General features: G+C 66.7%; 16 protein-coding genes. 6 read left to right on the forward strand and 10 right to left on the reverse strand.

What is annotated here, in order from left to right; genetic code table 11:
• Positions 1–43 precede the first annotated feature (43 nt).
• Positions 44–868 (forward strand): flagellin, encoded by an 825-nt coding sequence (locus OLX23_RS16580; RefSeq protein WP_264446125.1) that lies wholly within the window; start codon positions 44–46, stop codon positions 866–868.
• Between the two features lie 183 nt (positions 869–1,051).
• Complete coding sequence (locus OLX23_RS16585) at positions 1,052–1,675, forward strand: class I SAM-dependent methyltransferase (RefSeq protein ID WP_264446126.1); 624 nt, start codon at positions 1,052–1,054, stop codon at positions 1,673–1,675.
• On the opposite strand, the gene OLX23_RS16590 is transcribed toward OLX23_RS16585, so the two are convergent.
• Together OLX23_RS16590 and OLX23_RS16595 are read right to left on the reverse strand one after the other, a co-directional pair.
• Entirely contained in the window at positions 1,672–2,097 is a 426-nt protein-coding gene (locus tag OLX23_RS16590) for a VOC family protein (protein ID WP_264446127.1), read from the reverse strand. The genes OLX23_RS16585 and OLX23_RS16590 overlap by 4 nt on opposite strands.
• A gap of 11 nt (positions 2,098–2,108) precedes the next feature.
• On the reverse strand, positions 2,109–2,951 hold the full coding sequence (locus OLX23_RS16595; protein ID WP_264446128.1) for a cupin domain-containing protein: 843 nt from the start codon (positions 2,949–2,951) through the stop codon (positions 2,109–2,111).
• A gap of 148 nt (positions 2,952–3,099) precedes the next feature.
• Between OLX23_RS16595 and OLX23_RS16600 the strand changes: the two genes are divergently transcribed.
• Positions 3,100–4,302: a CaiB/BaiF CoA transferase family protein gene (locus OLX23_RS16600; RefSeq protein WP_264446129.1), complete on the forward strand. Its 1,203-nt coding sequence runs from the start codon at positions 3,100–3,102 to the stop codon at positions 4,300–4,302.
• Positions 4,303–4,661: 359 nt separating this feature from the next.
• Positions 4,662–4,835 (forward strand): hypothetical protein, encoded by a 174-nt coding sequence (locus OLX23_RS16605; protein ID WP_264446130.1) that lies wholly within the window; start codon positions 4,662–4,664, stop codon positions 4,833–4,835.
• Between the two features lie 57 nt (positions 4,836–4,892).
• Here the strand turns inward: OLX23_RS16605 and OLX23_RS16610 are convergent, their stop codons facing one another.
• A complete protein-coding gene (locus OLX23_RS16610; protein WP_264446131.1) occupies positions 4,893–7,199 on the reverse strand; it encodes a putative bifunctional diguanylate cyclase/phosphodiesterase in 2,307 nt (768 codons plus the stop codon).
• A 231-nt stretch (positions 7,200–7,430) separates the two neighbouring features.
• On the opposite strand from OLX23_RS16610, the gene OLX23_RS16615 reads away from it, so the two are divergent.
• Positions 7,431–8,303, forward strand: a complete 873-nt coding sequence (locus OLX23_RS16615) for a TauD/TfdA dioxygenase family protein (protein ID WP_264446132.1) — start codon at positions 7,431–7,433, stop codon at positions 8,301–8,303.
• Here the strand turns inward: OLX23_RS16615 and OLX23_RS16620 are convergent.
• From OLX23_RS16620 to OLX23_RS16645, 6 genes are all read right to left on the reverse strand, one after another.
• Positions 8,300–8,758, reverse strand: coding sequence for a nuclear transport factor 2 family protein (locus OLX23_RS16620; protein WP_264446133.1), 459 nt, complete (start codon positions 8,756–8,758; stop codon positions 8,300–8,302). The genes OLX23_RS16615 and OLX23_RS16620 overlap by 4 nt on opposite strands.
• A 97-nt stretch (positions 8,759–8,855) precedes the next feature.
• Positions 8,856–10,793, reverse strand: coding sequence for a putative bifunctional diguanylate cyclase/phosphodiesterase (locus OLX23_RS16625; RefSeq protein WP_264446134.1), 1,938 nt, complete (start codon positions 10,791–10,793; stop codon positions 8,856–8,858).
• 92 nt (positions 10,794–10,885) lie between these two features.
• Positions 10,886–14,281: an acyl-[ACP]--phospholipid O-acyltransferase gene (locus tag OLX23_RS16630; RefSeq protein ID WP_264446135.1), complete on the reverse strand. Its 3,396-nt coding sequence runs from the start codon at positions 14,279–14,281 to the stop codon at positions 10,886–10,888.
• 50 nt (positions 14,282–14,331) lie between these two features.
• On the reverse strand, positions 14,332–15,258 hold the full coding sequence (locus tag OLX23_RS16635) for a phosphatidate cytidylyltransferase (RefSeq protein ID WP_264446136.1): 927 nt from the start codon (positions 15,256–15,258) through the stop codon (positions 14,332–14,334).
• A complete protein-coding gene (locus OLX23_RS16640; RefSeq protein ID WP_264446137.1) occupies positions 15,255–15,851 on the reverse strand; it encodes a lysophospholipid acyltransferase family protein in 597 nt (198 codons plus the stop codon). The genes OLX23_RS16635 and OLX23_RS16640 overlap by 4 nt, the downstream gene beginning before the upstream one ends.
• Positions 15,848–16,459 (reverse strand): CDP-alcohol phosphatidyltransferase family protein, encoded by a 612-nt coding sequence (locus OLX23_RS16645; RefSeq protein ID WP_264446138.1) that lies wholly within the window; start codon positions 16,457–16,459, stop codon positions 15,848–15,850. Before OLX23_RS16645 ends, OLX23_RS16640 begins: the two co-directional genes overlap by 4 nt.
• A gap of 116 nt (positions 16,460–16,575) precedes the next feature.
• On the opposite strand from OLX23_RS16645, the gene OLX23_RS16650 reads away from it, so the two are divergent.
• Positions 16,576–17,169, forward strand: a complete 594-nt coding sequence (locus OLX23_RS16650; protein WP_264446139.1) for a TetR/AcrR family transcriptional regulator — start codon at positions 16,576–16,578, stop codon at positions 17,167–17,169.
• Here the strand turns inward: OLX23_RS16650 and OLX23_RS16655 are convergent, their stop codons facing one another.
• Positions 17,170–17,892, reverse strand: coding sequence for a helix-turn-helix domain-containing protein (locus tag OLX23_RS16655; protein WP_264446140.1), 723 nt, complete (start codon positions 17,890–17,892; stop codon positions 17,170–17,172).
• Positions 17,893–17,904: the final 12 nt, after the last annotated feature.

Raw genomic sequence — 17,904 nt, forward strand, 5'->3', positions numbered from 1 at the left:
GGCGGCACCCCCGGGAAACCGGGTGAGTTTTTAGGAACTGATCATGGCTGTTATCAACACTAACATCGCCGCCATGAAGGCGTCGAATGCGTCGACTTCTGCGAATAGAATGCTCGGCAGCGCTATGGAGCGTCTGTCGACGGGTAAGCGCATCAACAGCGCAAAGGACGATGCCGCCGGCCTCGCCATTGCGACGACGATGACTTCCCAGGTGCGCGGCATGAACCAGGCCATCCGCAACGCGAACGATGGTATCGCGTTGGCGCAGACGGCCGATGGCGCGCTCAACGAAGTTACCAACATGCTGCAGCGTATCCGCGAACTTTCGATCCAGTCGAAGTCGGGTACCTACAGCACCACCGACCGCACGAATCTGCAGGCGGAAGTCACGCAGCTGACGAGCCAGATCGACGACATTCTGACGAACACCAAGTTCAACGGCGTGACGTTGTTCTCGAAGGCTTCGAACGCCAGCGTTACGATCACGATCCAGGCCGGCGATGCCGCTGCGAGCACGATCAACCTGCGCATCGACGGCGTCGACGGCACCAAGCTGACCAACTCGTCGCTCGACGTGTCGGATCCGACCAGGGCTGCGGACACGATCGGCAACGTCGACTCGGCGCTGACCTCGATCAACACCACGCGCGCTGCGCTGGGTGCCGGCCAGAGCCGTCTGGAATCGGCCGTCAACAACCTGACGACCAACATGACGAACCTGTCGGAAGCCCGCTCGCGCATCGAGGACGCGGACTACTCTTCGGAGACGACCGCGCTGGCCAAGGCACAGATCCTCAGCCAGGCCTCGACTGCGATGATCTCGCAGGCGAACCAGAGCCAGCAGAACGTACTCTCGCTGCTCAAGTAAAACAGCCATAGGTAACGCCTGTCCCTTCCAGGCGAGCCCGACGGTCCTTCTTGGACCGTCGGGCCAATACCGCATGCGTCGATAGCGCGTGTGAAGGGAGCGAGCCCCAAGGCTCCATGAATGTGGACGCCGTGCGCGACTTGTGGTCATCTGCCTCCGGCCTGACGGCGGAGGAACCAGAGGTTGAACGACGCCGGCCCAGATTTCCCGCCGGGCGCCTTCGACCGGATCGACGAGGACGACGACAGCGTCTTCTACGCGCCGCCTCGGCTCGTCACCCACATCGACGAAAGCGCGATTGCCGCGCTGACCGACTGCTACCGCGCAGAGTTGCCCCAAGGCGGCCATGTGCTCGATCTGATGTCGAGCTGGGTCAGCCATCTTCCGCCCGAACTCGAACTCGGCGAATGCGTCGGCCACGGCATGAACGCCGAAGAGTTGACCGCCAATCCCCGCCTCGATTCGTGGTTCGTCCAGGATCTCAACCGCGATCCCGCGCTGCCTTTCGGCGATGCACGCTTCGACGCCGTGCTCTGCTGCGTCAGCGTTCAGTACCTGCAGAACCCGATCGCGGTCTTTGCCGAGGTGCGCCGGCTGTTGCGCCCCGGCGCGCCGTTCATCGTCAGCTTCTCCAACCGCTGCTTCCCGACCAAGGCCGTGGCGATCTGGCGCGCGCTCGATCTGCCGCGCCACGCCGGCCTGGTCGGCGCCTATGCCGAGCGCGCGGGCTTCTCCGCGATCGAGCCGCGCTTGCTTGCCAACGGTAGCCAGGGCGATCCGCTGGTGGTGGTAATCGCGCGGGCCTAACGGCCCGGCTCGACGATTTCGAAGACGTTGCCGTCGGGATCGCGGCAATAGAGCGCCTTCATGCCGCTGCCGGGGAAGGTGATCACGCGACTGTGGATGCGGACGCCGGCTGCGCGCAGCCGCTCGTGGGTTGCGGCGATGTCCTCCACTTCGACGCAGAAGTGCGAATAGCCGCGATCGCTGACCGGGTGGTCGGGCGCCTTGGGCCGCGCATCGGCGAATTCGAACAGTTCGAGCCGCAGTGCGTCGCTGCCGATCATGCACATCCGGCCCGCGACGTCGGGGATGGCCATGATCGTCGCGAAGTCCTCGCCGCCGAAGTCGAACACATCGCAGAGCGGTTCGAGGCCCAGCATGTCGCGATAGAAGGCTATCGAGCGTTCGATGTCGACGACCGACAGGCCGATATGGCTGAATTTCATGCGGCCATCCTTCACAGCGCCCGTGCGGTGCGGAACAGCTCGAGCAGGTGCGCGCCCTCCGCCGCGCCGCTGATCGCGGGAAGCGTGGCATCGCGTTCGGCGATCAGCACGTCGTCGCGTTCGAGCATGCGGCCGGCGACCTCGGCCGTGCCGCCGAGCACCAGCGCGGCATACCAGTCACCGCGCGCACGGGGCGCGATCGTCTCGCCCAGGGCCAGCCGGGTAGCGCGCACCACGCCGCGGTCGGGATCGTCGGCCGCGCCGAGATCCCATTGCCAGCCGGGTGCGAGCCGGGACTTCCACAGCCCCGCGGCGCCGTCGAGCGGCAGGCTCGACCGTCCTTCGTTGTGCCGGTTGCCTTCGGCCCTCGGATGGAACGCGAAAGTGCCGCCCTGGAGCGTGGGGTGATCGCGGTACTCGGGGGCATAGCCGCCGGACGAACGCGCGAGGTCGCCGAAAATCTCGAGCAGCCGCGTGCCCTTGGAGCCGGGCACCAGCGGACCGTATTCGATCGACGGTGCGGCGACGAAGGCGTCGCCCGGCGCCATGTACCAGTCGCCGACCGCGCAGTTGCCTTCTAGAATCACGACCACGGTCCAGCAGTCGTGCCAGTGCATCGGCCAGAGCTGGTTGGGCGGCATACGGATGTCGGGCAGGCACAGGACGAAATCGTCCTCGGGCGTGCCCAGCAGCACGGCTTCGCTCCAGGTCTGGCCGCCGGGAACGTCGGCGTGCACTTCGCCGTTCGGGCCGGCCATGCCGCCGGGATGAAGGCGCCGTACCGTCACGCCGGGGGCGAGGGCGTCGACCCGATAGGGCGCGGCTGGCCCGACGGTGCGTCTGAAGCCGGTCATGTCTCTCTCCCGTCCCGCTTTGCGGTTTATCCGAGTTTGCCACAAGACGATTGCGAAGCAAGCGCTTGGTGATCTACCCTCTTCGCGAGAGCACGAGGCGGATTCGCGCAAGGCGGACGCCGTGACGGCCATAATGGGGAGTGGGACGATGAACGGAGTTTTCGCCGGCGTACGCGTGATCGAGCTGGCGCAGTACGTCTATGTCCCCGGCGCCGGCGTGATGCTGGCCGATCAGGGTGCCGAAGTGATCAAGATCGAGGCGATCGAGGGCGATCCCTACCGCACGCTGCGGATCGCCGGTGGCAGCCGCAATATCGGCAACATCAACATCGCCATGGAGCAGAACAACCGCAACAAGAAGAGCGTCGCGCTCGATCTCAAGAGCGAGGAGGGGCGCGAGGCGCTGCTCAAGCTGGTCGAGACCGCCGACGTCTTCCTCACCAGCCTGCGCCCCAAGGCGCTACGCTCGCTGCGGCTCGACGTCGAGGACCTGCGCGCGCGCAATCCCAAGCTCATCTACGTGCGCGGCAACGGGCTGGGCTTCCGCGGCGCCGAGGCGGACCGTCCGGGGTTCGACGCCTCGGCCTTCTGGGCGCGCGGCGGCGCCTGCTTCGCCTTCACGCGCCCCGGCCAGCAGCCGACCTCGCCGCGCCCGGCCTATGGCGATCACACGGGTTCGATGGCCATCGCCTTCGGCATTGCCGGCGCCCTGTTCAAGCGTGCGCAGACGGGGGAGGCCTCGGTGGTCGAGAACTCGTTGCTTTCGACCGCGGCCTGGGTGCTGTCGGGCGACATCACCGCGGCGCAGATTCCCGGCTATGTCACGCATCAGGCGACGCCCATCAAGGTGCCGCTCAAATTCGCCTATACCACGCGCGACGGCCGCATGGTCCAGTTCATGGTGCTGAATCCCGAGCCCGCCTGGCCGGGCTTCTGCGAGGCGATGGGCCTGCCCGAGATCGTCGACGATCCGCGCTTCGCCACCGAGGAAGCGCGGAACGCGAACGCCGACGTGCTGATCCCGATGATCCAGGAGAAGTTCGGTGCGCGCGACTATGCCGAGTGGAAGCCGATCCTTTCGGGTCTCGATGCACCGTCGGAACTGATCAGTTCGATCGACGACGTGGTCAACGATCCGCAGGTCCATGCCAACGGCATGATCCAGACGATGGCGGTCGAGGATCGCGAGATCAACGTCGTCGCCGGACCAACGGCTTTCGACGGCGCGCCGGTTTCCGGGCGGCTCGATCCCGCGCCCGCGCTCGGCGCCCATACCGAGGCGCTGTTGCGCGAGGTCGGCTATGGCGAGGCGGAAATCGCCGATCTGCGCGCACGTTCGGTCGCACGCTGACAGAGGGAATGCGGTTTTAAGGGCGGCTGGCGCCGGCGTTCCGTTTCGGGACAGTCGCACGATTGCAAGCTGCTGTAATAATTCGTCAATTCGCCAGTGTTAGACAATCACAGCGGGCCCGGCTCCATTGGCTGCAGTCGGGTCCGCTACTGACTTTCGGCATCACGCGTCGGCAAGCCCGCGCCTTTTCCTCCGATGCCGAGCGATCCCCCGCAAAGAGATACTGGCATTATTGCGCACGGAGTCGCATGATGCTCCTTCCGGCCCGCGAGTCCGGCATCTGATCTCAAGTCGTTTTGCAGCTCCACCCCCCAGTGCCTAGCTGGCCTTTCCGGCCGATCGCGGAGGGAGATTTTTGAATGCGCACCACTTGGACCAAAGACTTTCTCGGGCGCCGGATCGACCGCTGTTACCTGATCGCCGCCTGGACTCGGATCGCCGAGAAGCGCGAGGCCTATCTCAAGCTGGCGCGTTACTATCGCGGCATTCTCGCGACCATGTCGAACCGCAACCTGGTGCCCGAAGGCGCCTGAGCGAGGCATGAACGCGCGCTGCAATACCGCTGCCTAACACCACATCTCCGGACCGGATCAGGCGCGACGCCGCTCGGGCTGCGTGTCGTAAAGCCGGCTGACGGCTGCGGGAACTTCGGTGGCGGGCAGCGCGCGCGAATAGAGGAAACCCTGGCCGGTATCGCAGCCCATGGCGAGAAGCTGGCTTTCCTGTGCCGGGGTCTCGATACCTTCGGCGATGACCTCCAGCCCCAGGCAGCGACCGAGGTTGATCACGGTCGAGGAGATCGCATCGGCATCGACGCTCGATCCGATCTGGCGGATGAACGAGCGATCGATCTTGAGCAGGTTCACGGGGAACTGATTGAGGTGCGATAGCGAGGCGTAGCCGGTGCCGAAGTCGTCGAGCGCGATGCGGATGCCCATGCCGCTGAGCCGTTGGAGGACGTTCTTCACCTCGTCGGCGCCCTGGCCGAGGAAGACGTTTTCGGTGACTTCGATCTGGATGCAGGTTGGCGGCAGATCGCGCTCGGCGAGCGCGGTGCAGATCGTCTCGACGAAGTCCTCGCGGCGGAAATCAGCGCTGGTGACGTTGATCGCGACGTGGCCGAAATCGATGCTGGCCGCGGACCAGCGGCGGATGTCGTCGAGCACCCCTTCGAGCATGCGGTCGCTGAGCAAGGTGCCGAGCACCGGATCGTCGAAGGCCGCTTCGATCGTATCGGGTCCGCGGAGCTGTCCGTCGCGATCGTGCCAGCGCAGCAACGCTTCGAAGCCGACGATGCGCGAGGTCCGCAGGCAGACCTTGGGCTGATAGTGCGGGACCACCGCGCTGCGCTGCAAGGCAAGGCGGGCCGAGGTGATCATGGTCTGGTGGCGTTCGACCTCGATCATCATCGCGCGTTCGAAGATCCGCAACTGGGCGCGACCAGCAGCCTTGGCGGCATAGAGCGCGATGTCGGCCGCCTTCATGATCTCCGAGCGATCGCGGCCATCGCGCGGGATGAAGCTGGCGCCCATGCTCGCGCCGCATTCGAGCAGACGGCCGGCGTGGCTGATCGGTTCGCGCAAACCTTCGTAGATCCGCTCGGCGATGCGTTCGACGTCGGCATTGCTCCGCGCCGCGACGAGCAGGGCGAATTCGTCCCCGCCGGTTCGCGCCACGAGATCGCCTTCGGCCACCGCCCCGGCGAGCCGACCCGCGATCGCGCAGAGCAGGGCATCGCCGGCGTCGTGACCGAGCGAGTCGTTGATCGTCTTGAAATTGTCGACGTCGACGATGATCATCGCCGCCGTGTCCGCCGTGCCGAGGTCTTCCAGCAGGCCGTCGAGCCGGTCTTGCAGGAGTGCGCGGTTGGGCAGCCCGGTCAGCGCGTCGTGCTGGGCCATCCAGATGGCCTGTTCCTCTGACCGCTTCTGGTGGGTGATGTCGCGCGAGACCACGATCAGCCGGCCCGAGGTGTCGGACGTGCGGTTGATCACGTTGTCGAACCAGCGCTGTTCGCCTGAAGGCGTCGCGTGGGTCGTCACGATGTTGACCAGATTGCCCGCTGCGGCCTTGGCCAGCGCGGCCAGCGCGACGTCGCGCACGTCGGCGGGAAGCAGGTTGAGCCAGTTTCGCCCGATCAGCGAATCCTTGTCCGAAACCTCCTGGCCCGGTCGCTTGCAGAACACGATGCGATGATCCTGATCGAGGATCAGCGTGTGATCGGGGCTCGATTGCAGGATCGTCTCGTTCAGCGACCGGCTGTGTTCGAGTTCGCCGATGGCGGTCATCCACGAAACCATCATGCGATGCAGCCCGAACGATGCAGACAGGATCGTCAGCATGAAGATCGGCAACTGGACGCTGATCACGGGCATGATCGGTTCGGCGGTGAGCAGGCCGGCCACGGCGCAGGGCAGCAGGGCCGCGACGACCATGGCTGCCGCCAGTCGGGGCGTGCCGAAGTTGCGCAGGCACATGCCACAGACCATCGCGGCTGCCGACAGGCAGGCGATCGTGGCGAGGACCCAGTCCTCGCTGGTGACGCAGATGAAAGTGCCGAAGCCGACCGAGCCGGCCCAGATGCACGACAGCCAGGCGGCCAGTTCGCGCCGTGGGTTTCCCCCGGCAGCGATCCGCCTGCGTCCGTCCACCAGCACGCAGAGACGCACGACGCCGAGCACGAGCTCGAAGATCAGCCAGCCGATGAACGGCGGAGTGCCATGGCGCAAGGCAGCGATCGTGGCGACCGCGGTGGTATTCAGGATGCCGCCCAGGAAGATCGGTACCGACTGGAACAGCGCATTGGTGAGCTTGGCGGCGATTGCGGGCGGCACAGAGGCCGGCGTGCCCAGCAACCAGGTCGCCAGTCTTCCCGTATGCTCCCGTAGAGACTTCATTCCACTCAACCCATGCGACCGCTGAAGTGGACTACAGTCGATTGGTTAACATTCACCCCGGATCACCGTTGGTGGCGCCGCATTTTTCGCGGCAGCCGCGGTGGCATGCTCCGCGGCAGACAAGGAGGCGCGCTTGGTCGATTCTCGCGCGAGTATTATGGTCGGTTGGAACCGGCCGCTTGCGGGACATACCGCTCTTCCGCTCGACAAGGCCGCAAGGGAGAGATGCCGATGACCTCGCAGACCTTCGCCGATGCCGTACCGGCTACGTCGACCCTCCAAATCGAAGCGATCTCGCCCGCCGTCGGCGGCATCGTCAGTGGTGTCGATCTGACCAAGCCGCTTGCGACGGAAACCGTCAGGGCGCTTCGCGCGGGCGTGCTCGAACACGGTGCGCTATTCTTCCGTGACCAAGATCTCACGCGCGAGCAGACCGCCGATTTCATGGCTCGTTTCGGAACCTTGGGCACCGATCCGTTCTCGGTCGCCGCGAAGCACCCGACGAAGGACAACGCCGTCCACAACATGCCGACATATGCCCAGCGCCGCGCGACTGCGGTCTGGCACATGGACTCAACGCTGGCGCCCGAACCCGCCGCCCTGCTGGCGCTGCGCGCGCTCGAACTGCCGCCTTCGGGCGGCGGCGATACCTGCTGGGGCAGCATGTATGCGGCCTACGAGACGCTGTCGGAGCCGGTGAAGGCCATGATCGACGGGCTCAGCGCCGAGCATTCGGCCTACAAGACGCTGCCGCTGCTTGGCGGATCGAACACCGGCTACCTCCAGGCCGACATGCGCAGCGTGCATCCGGTGGTGCGCGTGCACCCCGAGACGGGGCGCAAGGCACTGTTCGTCAACGAGCTCTGGACCGAGAGCATCGTCGGCCTGTCGCGGCACGAGAGCGACAGCCTGCTGGCGATGCTCTGGGCGCATTCGCGGTCCGAGGAGTTCACCATGCGCTGGCGCTGGCGGGTGAACGACATCGTGCTCTGGGACAATCGCGCGTTCCAGCACTATGCGGTCATGGACTACGAGGGCAATCGCGTGCTGCAGAAGAGCTATGTGCAGGGCGATCGGCCGCGCGGCCCCTTCGAAAACGGTTAGGCGCCGCGTCCCATGCCGCTGTCGGCCGTGGCATGGCGCTCGCTCCACAGGAAGCGGATCTGGCGATCGAGGATCAGCCAGCGTCCCTCGTGCCGGACATAGCGATCGACATAGCGAATGTGCACGTTGATCGACACCGGATCGACGTCGTCGCGGGTCAGGTGCCGGGCGACGCAGAGCACTTCGCCGCTGGCGGTGTCGCCATCCACCTCCACGAGATGGTTGGTCATCATGTGCATCGTCGCACGGTACATGCCGCGCATGGCATTGGGCACGGCCGCGAGCTGGTCCGAGCCGCGCAGATCGGCGAAGGGTTCCTCGGCGTCGGGCTGATAGCTGCGCAGCCGGCCTTCGGGATGGAACACGCGCTGGATCCCGGCGACGTCGCAGGCATCGACCGCGGCGGCATAGCGAAAGGCCAGCTGGTTCAGTTCGACGATGTCGGCGGTGTTCACGCGGATGTCTCCCTCGCTTGCGTCAACGCCGCGTCAGGAGGTCCGCACTTGCGATCCTAGTCAAGCGCTCAGGTCCCAAGCGCCGCCGGCTTGCGCGTCAGGCCGCGCGCCTGTGCTTCTCGAGGCTCTCGACCACGTCCTCGATCCGGCCCGGTCGGGCGAGGTAGTAGCCCTGCGCGTAGTCGAAGCCGGCCAGGGTCGCCTCGACGAGCTGCTGTTCGGTTTCGATCCCCTCCAGCACGCATTGCAGCGACAGCGTTTCCGCGAGGCCGCGGATGGCGCTGACGAGCCGGCGCCCGGTGTGGTCGTTCAAGCGTGCGGCGAAGCTGCGATCGATCTTGAGGATGTCGAAGGGCAGCTCGTGGAGCGTTGAGAGGCTGGAGAAGCCCGTGCCGAAGTCGTCGAGCGCGAGCAGGGCGCCGGTGTTCCGCAGTCGCTCGAGCGAGAGCCGCGCGGTGCCGAGATCGGTGATCAGCGAATTCTCGGTCAGCTCGAAGACGATCCGCTGCGGCGCGATCCCCGAGCGGGCGAGCCTGTCGAGCAGCGAGGTCACGGTGACTTCGTCGGCGATGTCGAGCGCCGAGAGGTTGAAGGTCAGGCGCACGTCGAGCGGCAGCCGGGCCGCGCCTTCGAGCGCCTTGTCGAACAGGGTGAGGGTGGTGCGGCGCGCCATGCCCACGCGCTCGGCGGCGGCGATTAGTTGTTCGGGCGGTACGGTGCCGACCTGCGGCGATTCCCAGCGTGCCAGGGCCTCGACGCCGACGAGCTGGATTTCGCGCGTCGCGAAGATCGGCTGGAAGACCACCGAAAGCTCGCGATCGAGGTCCGCGGCCTGGAATGCGCTGTCGACCGCCTGTTCGGAGCGGATCAGTTCCTCGAGCTCGCTTGAGAAGACGACGCAGGCGCCGCGCCGCTGCTCCTTGGCATGATAGAGCGCGAAGTCGGCGCAATCGAACAGGCCCTGTGCGGTCTGGCCGGCATCGGGATAGGTCGCCAGGCCCAGCGAGCATCCGACCACGACGGTCGCCTCGGGGAGCGGGACCGGTTCCTTGACGATGTCGCAGAACTGCTGGCCCCGGACCACGGCTTCCTGCGCATCGAGTTTCATGAGAACGCCGAATTCGTCGCCGCCGAGGCGGGCCACCACCATCTGGCCGGCGCTGACCTGCCGCAGGCGCTGCGATATGATCTGGAGAAGCTGATCGCCCTGAGCGTGCCCGTAAGTGTCGTTCACCGGCTTGAAGCCGTCGAGATCGAGCAGGGCAACGGTGAACGAACGGTCGCCCTCGGCAAGCAGGCGGTCGAGCTCGGCGAAGAAGAAGCGGCGATTGGGCAGGCCGGTCAGCGGGTCGGTCTGCGCGAGCAGGGCGTTTTCCTCGCTGAGCTCCTGGGCTTCGGCGCGCTTCTGCTCGAGCGCCTGCTGCGACAATTCGAGATTGAGGAATCCGGCGAAGGAATCGCGCAGGACCTTGAGGATGACGCCGGTCACCAGCGCGATGTTGATCGCGATCGCGGCGATGACCTCCGAGCCCTTGCTCAGGCAATAGGCGAGGAACGTGCCGATGACGATCGCGCAGACCAGTGCTGCGGCGTGCGGATGATAGCCGAGGCAGAACACGCAACCGAGCACGGTCACCGCGACGAACATCGCGACGTGCCCCTGTTCGTAGGGACCGCCGTACTGATCGAGCGCGATTGCCCAGGCGACGAAGAGCACGGCGAAGACACCCGCCATGACCAGCGTTCGCTGCAGGATGATCCGCGCTTCCGCCGGAGTGATCTGCCGGTCGGTCGGCACCATCAGCCAGCGGATGATCCTGCCGATGCAGGCCGTGATGAGCAGGGCGGGCAGGATAAGCGTGAGCACCGTCGGCGCGACGTGGCGATGGGTGAAGGCCAACGAGGCCGCGCTCAGCGACAGCAGCGAATAGAGCGGCGCGATCTGACGCTGCAGCTTGGCGACCTGCGCGACCTCGAAATGCGTCGCGTCGGCCGCATAGCGGTACCGCTTCAGCAGGGAGAATCGCCCATCCATCCGAATCGGCGTAACGGCAAGTCGTTGACGGGCGGTCAAAGTTGTGACGGGTAACAACCGAATCGGATGTTTAGCCCCTCGCAATATGCCCGTCAGCCCGTCGCCCAGAGACCCAGGGTGACATAGTCGGTCTTGCCGGTACCGAGCACCGGTAGCGCCTCGACGCTGCGGATGTCGCGCGGGACCATGAGCTCGGTCACGCCGTTGCCGCGTGCCCATTCCTGCAGCGCTTTTGCATCGGGCGCCTTGATCGTGGTGAACAGCACGAGCTGTTCGCCCTTCTTGGGATCGGGCCGGGTCACCACCGCATGTTCGGCGCCCGGCCAGACCGCGGCGGCATAGCCTTCGACCGCGGGCAACGAGACCATCTCGCCGCCGATCTTGGCGAACCGCTTGGCGCGGCCGCGGATCGTGACGAAGCCGGCCTGGTCGATCGTGACGATATCGCCGGTATCGTGCCAGCCCTCGGCGGGCGGCTGGAGCATGCCGGGCTCGCTGGCGAGGTAGTAGCCGGCCATGACGTTGGGGCCGCGGATGTAGAGCCTTCCGCCTTCGGTGATGCCGGGCACGTCGTCGAGCCGCGCCTCGATCGCGGGCAGCAGCCGGCCGACGGTGCCGGCCTGGTAGTGCATCGGCGTGTTGACCGCGATGACCGGCGCGGCCTCGGTCGCGCCATAGCCTTCGAGCACGCGCAGGCCGAACTTCTCGGCATAGACCTGGCGGGTTTCAGGCCGCACGCGTTCGGCGCCGGCGAAGATGTAGCGCAGCGAGTAGAAGTCGTAGCCGTGGGCCATGCGCGCATAGCCCGAGAGGAAGGTGTCGGTGCCGAACAGGATCGTCGCGTTGCAATCGTAGGCCAGCGCGGGGACGATCCGGTAGTGCAGCGGGCTCGGGTAGAGCACGGTGCGGATGCCGTTGAGCAGCGGCAGCAGGGTGCCGCCCGTAAGCCCGAAGCTGTGGAACACGGGTAGCGCGTTGAGCACGACGTCGCTGGCGTTGAAGTCGATCCGCGCGGCGAGTTGGGCCAGGTTCGACAGCAGGTTGCGGTGGGTCAGGACCACGCCTTTGGGCACGCCCTCCGATCCCGAGGTGAACAGGATCACCGCCGGTGCATCGGCCGCAATGCCGAGCTTGCGATGGTGGCCGGCGAGGCCCTGCTTGCGGAAGGCGGTCCAGAGCTTGGCGCCGGTGCCGATCGAGGCGCTGACGTCCTCGAGATAGACCACACGCAGGCCGTCGCCCTTGAGTGCGACGATCGTGTCGTGGAGCTTGGACTGATCGACGAAGGCGCGCGCGGTAACGACCGTGCGGATCGCCGCGGTGGTGCAGGCCGAGCGCAGGTTGGCGAGGCCGGCGGTGAAGTTGAGCATCGCCGCGACGCGGCCCTGCGCCTGGAGCCCGAAGAAGGCGACCGCAACGCCGGCGACGTTGGGCAGCAGCAGGCCGACGGCCTCGCCCTGGCGCGTGCCCGCGGCCAGCTTGCCGCCGAGCAGGTGGGCGGCGATCAGCAGGCGGTCGTAGGACAGAGGCTCGCGCTTGATGTCCTCGACCACCAGCGCCTTGCCGCCGTGGATCTCGCGCGCCTCGCAGAGCGCGTCGAACAAGGTGCGGTTCGTGTCGGTGGTGTCGAAGATCATCCGGCTCATCTCGTCGTAGAGGCGGCGGCCGGCCACGGCGCGGCGCTCGCGCGCCGACATCTCGCCCTCTATCGCGAAGCGGCGCGGCGGCAGGACGGTCAGCGAGACCTTGGGGAACCAGCGCTGGCGGACCTTGCCCTTGAGATAGGAGGCCGGCGTGTACTGCGGCCCGTCGAGGCGCAGTGGAATGATCGGCGCGTCGGCCTTGTCGGCGACCATGCCGGGGCCGTCGAACACCTTCATCAGCGCGCCGGTCACGGTGATGCGGCCTTCGGGGAAGATCACCAAGGTCCGTCCCTCGCGTACGGCCTTGACCATCGCCTTGGCCGCCATCGGGTTGGTTGGATCGACGGGGAAGGCCTCGAACAGGCCGAGGAACGGCTTGACCCACCAGGCCTTGGCGATGTGGGTGTTAATCGCGAAGGTCGGCTTGCCCGGCAGGAAGGCGCCGAGCAGCACGCCGTCGAGCAGGCTGAGGTGGTTGACCACGACCACGGCGCGCTCACCGGGCCTGGGCATGTTCTCGATGCCGTTGACCTCGACGCGATAGAGCGTCTTGAGGATCACGCGGATCGTCCACTTGAACAAGGTGTCGGGCAGCAGCCAGATCGAGACGAAGGCGACGACCAGGGTGGCGAGGCCGAGTGCACCGATCAGGCCGGGCACGCGGACACCGAGCGCCATGAGCCCGCTGATCGCCAGCACGCAGAGCACGGCGACGAGCGCGTTGACGATGTTGTTCGCCGCGATGATGCGCGAGCGTTCCTCGGGCGGGCTCTTGGTCTGGAGGATCGCGTAGAGCGGCACGATGAACATGCCGCCGGCGAAGGCGATCACGCCGAGGTCGATCAGCACGCGCAGCGAGCCCGGCGTGGCGAGGAACTGCGCGATCGAGGCGCCCGCGGTGCGCACCGCGAAGTGGCTGGTCGAGAGCCACAGGTCGATCATGCCGAAGGCCATGAACAGCGCCGAAACCGGCACGTACTTCGCCGAGACCTCGCCGCCGAGCAGCTTGTTGACCGCGAGCGAGCCCACCGCGATCGTCACCGAGAAGACCACGAGGAACAGCGTGGCGACCTGCTGGCTCGCCCCCAGGGGACCGCTGACCAGCGGCACGAATTCGGAGACGAGCACCGCGCCTGCGGCGAAGAACCACGAGATGCCGAGGATCGACAGCCAGACGCCGCGGCCGTGGCGCGCGGTCTTGAGGATATGCATGGTCCCGCGCCAGACGTTCCAGTCGACCGGGTGGTCACCCTTGAGTGGCGGGGCCGAGGGCACCGTCAGCGCTGCGCAATAGCCCAGCATCGCGCAGCCCATCGCCACGAGCCCGGCCTCCCACGGCGGCAGAACACCCGCGAGCAACTGGCCGCCGAGGATGGCGAGGAAGGTGCCCCCCTCGATCAGGCCGGTGCCGCCCATGATCTCGTGCGCGCCCAGGTGCTGCGGCAGGATCGAATACTTGACCGGGCCGAAGATCGTCGAGTGCAGGCCCATCAGGAACAGCGCGGTCATCAGCAGTGCGATCGACTGGAACCAGAAGCCGGCCAGGCCGATCGTCATGATGCCGATCTCGGCGAGCTTGATCCAGCGCACCAGCCGCGCCTTGTCGATGCGATCGGCGAGCTGGCCGGCGAGCGCCGAGAACAGGAAATAGGGCGCGATGAACAGCCCGGTCGCCGCCGCGGCCAGCATCTCGGCCTTGGCCGGCTCGGCCGCGAAGATCGTGAAGTTGGCGAGGAACAGCATCGCGAACTTCAGCACGTTGTCGTTGAACGCGCCCAGGAACTGGACGACGAACATCGGTGCGAAGCGGCGCTTGGTCAGCAGCGACAGGTCAGGTGCGGACATCGGTAATTTCCCCCCGGCAGAGCCGTAATAGCAGGAAAGTTAAAAACCACTCAGGCGGCGAAGAAGTAGTTGGTCAGGTGGAAGAACACCGGCGCGGCGAAGCTGACCGAGTCCATACGGTCGAGCGCGCCGCCATGGCCTTCGATCATCGTGCCCCAGTCCTTGGCGCCGAGCGAGCGCTTGACGGCCGAGAGCACGAGCCCGCCGGCAAAGCCCGCCAGCACGATCGCCAGCGCCATCAGCGCCGCCTGCCAGGGTGCGAAGGGCGTGATCCACCAGAGGCCGGCGCCGACCGCGGTCGCGGCGAGGCCGCCACCGATCAGGCCTTCCCAGGTCTTGGCCGGGCTGACGCGCGGCGCAATTTTGTGGCGCCCGAACAGCTTGCCGAAGACGTATTGCAGCACGTCGGAGAGCTGGACGACGGTGATCAGGAAGAACAGCAGCAGGAAGTTCTGCCCTGCGAAGCCCGGAACATGCAGGATCAGCAGCGCCGGCGCGTGGCTGACGCAGAACACGCAGAGCATCAGCGCCCACTGGATGCGCGCGGTGCGGGCCATGAAATCCTCGGTCTCGCCCTTGAGCACGGCGAGCACGGGCAGCAGCAGGAAAGCCCAGACCGGGATCAGGATCGCGAAAAGGCTCTGCCAACCGTCCCAGATCAGCCAGTACTGGAGCGGGATGAACAGGTAGAAGGCGAAAGCGACCGCGCGGTGATCCTCGGGCCGGGTCGGCGTGATCGAGAGGAATTCGCGCAGGCACCAGAAGCTGGTCAGCGCGAACAGCGCGATCGTCAGCTCCTTGCCGACGAGGAAGGCCAGGGCGAAGACCGCCACCATGGCCCACCAGGCCTTGATGCGTGCGTTGAGGTTGGTGACGGTTTCGCTTGGCTTGCGACGGGAGAGCGCGAAGCCCACCACCGAAGCCGCGGCGAGCAGCGCGAAGACGCCGCCGAGCAGCAGGATCATCTTGTCGTTCACTGGACATCTCCCAGCGTGCGGACCGCCTGGCGGGCGCGTTCGAGAAAGGCGGGCTTGGTCTCGTCCGCGGCGAGCGCGATCGGCGCGCCGAAGCTTGCGGTGCAGACGATCGGCGCGGGCAGGATGGCGCCTTTGGGATAGGCGCGCGCGAGGTTGGTCAGGTGGACGGGTACCAGTTCGACCGCGGGATAGTCGCGTGCGAGGTGGTGCAGGCCGCCCTTGAACCGCCCCGGTTCGGTCGCCGAGCTGCGCGTGCCTTCGGGGAACAGGATCAGCGAGTGGCCGCGGTCGAGCGCTGCGCGCAAAGGGGCAAGCGGATCATGGCGCGTGCTTCTGTCCACCAGCACGGCGTTGAGCACCTTGGTGGCGATGTGCCGGCGCAGCCGCCCTTTGCCCCAATAGTCCTGCGCGGCGACGGGATGCGTGGTCGGGCGCAGGTCCTCGGGCAGCGCGGCCCAGAGGATCAGCGTGTCGAGGTGGCTCGAATGGTTGGCGAAGTAGATCCGCTGCGCAGACGAGGGCGCGCAGCCCTGCCAGCGCGCGTGGCCGCCGACGAGGAAGCGCGTGGCGGCGCGGAGCAAGGCGCCGATCATCGTGCCGCCTCGTTCAGAAGGTGCGCCTGGCGCATGAGGCGGCGGCCGGCGGTGAGGGCCGAGCCGAGGGCGATCGCGCCGAGTATCCAGGGCAGGGCGGGGACGAAGAGGCTCGCCACGGCGCCCGCGGTCAGCAGCGCCATGCGGTGCTGCTTGGCCATCGGCCCGCGGAAGTCCTGCGGCAGGCCCAGCGAACCACCGAGCGCGCGGACATAGGCGGTGCCCATCGCGAGCAGCGCCGCGGCCCAGCCCAAGGTCGGCACTCCCGCGCCATAACCGGCCGCGACGAGCAGCAGCGCGTCCTCGATGCGATCGGGGAATTCGTTGAACAGCGCTCCGGTCGGCGACTTGCGGCCGCCCTCGACCGCGAGCAGCCCGTCCATCAGGTTGGCGAGCAGTCGCAACTGGATGAACAGCGCGCCGCCGAGCCAGAGCAGCGGCTTGTCGCCGGCGAAGACGAAACAGGTGGCGCCGGCGGCGGCAAAGCCGATTCCCGCGACCGATACGGCGTTGGGCGTCAGCGGCGTCTTGAACAGCACCTGCGCGAGCGTCGTAGCCCAGCCGGTCTGGCGCGATCGCAGCGGTCTGCGGTTGGCAATCTCGCTCATCGTTCGTTTCTCCGAAGCCGGCTCGACTCGCCGGCCCGGCATCAGATCGCACGATATTGATCACTGTTCAATTAAAATAATAGACAGTGTTCAATTGTCGGGTTAGGGCTGTCTGCATGGGTCGGAGATCGGATCATTCCCGGGAGGAGCTGCGCGCGCTGATCGTAGCCGAGGGGCATCGCCAGATGGCCGAGGTAGGTTTCGCCAAGTTCTCGGCGCGCGAGGTGGCCAAGGCGATCGGCTATTCGATCGGTACGCTTTACAACGTGTTCGGCTCCTACGATCAGCTGATCCTGGCGATCAACGGGCACACGCTCGACCTCTGGCTGGCCGATCTGGAAGCCAAACTTGACAGCTTGCCTGCAAGCCGCCTTCGCGCCGCAATCGACGCCTATTTCGATTTCGCTCTCGGCAACCGCAACGCCTGGACCGCGCTCTACGATTTCCGCCTGCCCGCCGACGAGGTCATGCCCGAGGACTATCGGATCAAGGTGACCGCGATCACCGAGGTCGTCGTCCGCGAGATCCGCAGCGAACTGCCCACCGAACATGCCGGTGAGGCACCCGCTCTGGCACGCTCGCTGCTCGCGACCGTGCATGGGCATTGCTACTTCGCGCTCAACGGCACTTTCGCCTTGCTCGGCGAGCAGGATCCGCTGGCCGCTGCGCTCGACCGCGTCGACGACGCGCTGGCGCGGTTCAAATCCTGATCAGCCGTGCCAGCGGCAGAAGTCGCTGGCCGTCGCCTGGGCGAGCAGGTCGCGATAGGCCGCGTCGTCGACCAGGCCGAATTGCAGGCTGGCGGTCTGATCGAGCGGGACCAGCGCGATCGGGCAGGCGACGGGGATGAGCTGCGAGCCCGAACCGACCTGTAGGGTCGACAAAAGCCCGAACATCCGCCGCTCGCGCGTCGCGCGGCCGAGCATGACCAGCCGGTATTGCCCTTCCTCGCTGGTTACCAGGTAGGTGTGGCCGGAGAGATTGGGCATCGACACGAAGCCTGCCTGGGTGAAGGCGCTATCGGCGCGCTCGCTCTCGGCGAAGCGCAAATGTCCGCTCGGCTCGTCCCAGAAGATCTCGGTGCGATAGGCATAGACCGCGTCGGGCTGGCTGAAGGCCGGGCGCAGGGTCAGGTAGCTGCCCTCGATCCAGCGCACCGCCGGCCGGCTGTAGGAGCCCATCGCCTCGGGCGCGAGCAGCGCGTCAGGCGCAGATGTTGCCGCCACCTGACGCAGCGAGGTGCCGAGCACGTCCTCGATCCGCACCACCGTGGCGAGCGTGAAGGGCCGAGCGCCCGATAGCGCCTTTTCCAGGGTCGACAGGCTGATCCTGGCCATGTCGGCCAGCGCCTGGCGCGAGATGCGCCGCCGCGCCAGTTCCTCGCGCAGCCGTGTCGCGATGGTCTCGTTCTCGGCGCTGCGCAGTTCGGTCATGCGGACATTTCC

The sequence above is a fragment of the Novosphingobium sp. JCM 18896 genome (assembly GCF_025938095.1).
Lineage (GTDB): Bacteria > Pseudomonadota > Alphaproteobacteria > Sphingomonadales > Sphingomonadaceae > Novosphingobium.

Bases quoted from the DNA above. Each gene is read 5' to 3' on its own strand.
- OLX23_RS16580 (WP_264446125.1), top strand. From the start codon at position 44: ATGGCTGTTATCAACACTAACATCGCCGCCATGAAGGCGTCGAATGCG.
- OLX23_RS16590 (WP_264446127.1), bottom strand. From the start codon at position 2,097: ATGAAATTCAGCCATATCGGCCTGTCGGTCGTCGACATCGAACGCTCG.
- OLX23_RS16595 (WP_264446128.1), bottom strand. From the start codon at position 2,951: ATGACCGGCTTCAGACGCACCGTCGGGCCAGCCGCGCCCTATCGGGTC.
- OLX23_RS16600 (WP_264446129.1), top strand. From the start codon at position 3,100: ATGAACGGAGTTTTCGCCGGCGTACGCGTGATCGAGCTGGCGCAGTAC.
- OLX23_RS16605 (WP_264446130.1), top strand. From the start codon at position 4,662: ATGCGCACCACTTGGACCAAAGACTTTCTCGGGCGCCGGATCGACCGC.
- OLX23_RS16610 (WP_264446131.1), bottom strand. From the start codon at position 7,199: ATGAAGTCTCTACGGGAGCATACGGGAAGACTGGCGACCTGGTTGCTG.
- OLX23_RS16615 (WP_264446132.1), top strand. From the start codon at position 7,431: ATGACCTCGCAGACCTTCGCCGATGCCGTACCGGCTACGTCGACCCTC.
- OLX23_RS16625 (WP_264446134.1), bottom strand. From the start codon at position 10,793: ATGGATGGGCGATTCTCCCTGCTGAAGCGGTACCGCTATGCGGCCGAC.
- OLX23_RS16630 (WP_264446135.1), bottom strand. From the start codon at position 14,281: ATGTCCGCACCTGACCTGTCGCTGCTGACCAAGCGCCGCTTCGCACCG.
- OLX23_RS16640 (WP_264446137.1), bottom strand. From the start codon at position 15,851: ATGATCGGCGCCTTGCTCCGCGCCGCCACGCGCTTCCTCGTCGGCGGC.
- OLX23_RS16645 (WP_264446138.1), bottom strand. From the start codon at position 16,459: ATGAGCGAGATTGCCAACCGCAGACCGCTGCGATCGCGCCAGACCGGC.
- OLX23_RS16650 (WP_264446139.1), top strand. From the start codon at position 16,576: ATGGGTCGGAGATCGGATCATTCCCGGGAGGAGCTGCGCGCGCTGATC.
- OLX23_RS16655 (WP_264446140.1), bottom strand. From the start codon at position 17,892: ATGACCGAACTGCGCAGCGCCGAGAACGAGACCATCGCGACACGGCTG.